At 59.5% G+C, this 237-nt stretch carries 1 protein-coding gene; it reads right to left on the bottom strand.

Annotation, left to right across the window (positions count from 1 at the left end; all coding sequences use genetic code 11):
- Window positions 1-237: phage tail protein (locus tag HEN33_RS25990; RefSeq protein ID WP_242460334.1), on the bottom strand; the 237-nt coding region annotated here is incomplete at both ends.

Below are 237 nucleotides of genomic sequence, written 5' to 3'. Positions count from 1 at the left end.
TTTTAATCAGCCACAGCCCGGCGCGGTGTGCCTGCCCCCGGCTGGTACAGCCAAAAGCATCCATCTTCGTGACGTTACGACCGTAACGGGCAATGGCCTGCGTATCCTCCACAAGCTCTGTCGCCGTCTCCCAGCCGTTGTTCGGGTCAGTCCAGTTCACTTCAACGGCATTATGGCGGTCTTTCAGGGCGCTGAAGCTGTAGCGGAACGGCGCGCCATCATCCGGCATCACCACAT

Source organism: Escherichia sp. 94.0001 (genome assembly GCF_013369155.2).
GTDB classification, from domain to species: Bacteria; Pseudomonadota; Gammaproteobacteria; order Enterobacterales; family Enterobacteriaceae; genus Escherichia; species Escherichia coli_F.
This window is presented reverse-complemented; position numbering and strand designations above follow the sequence as displayed.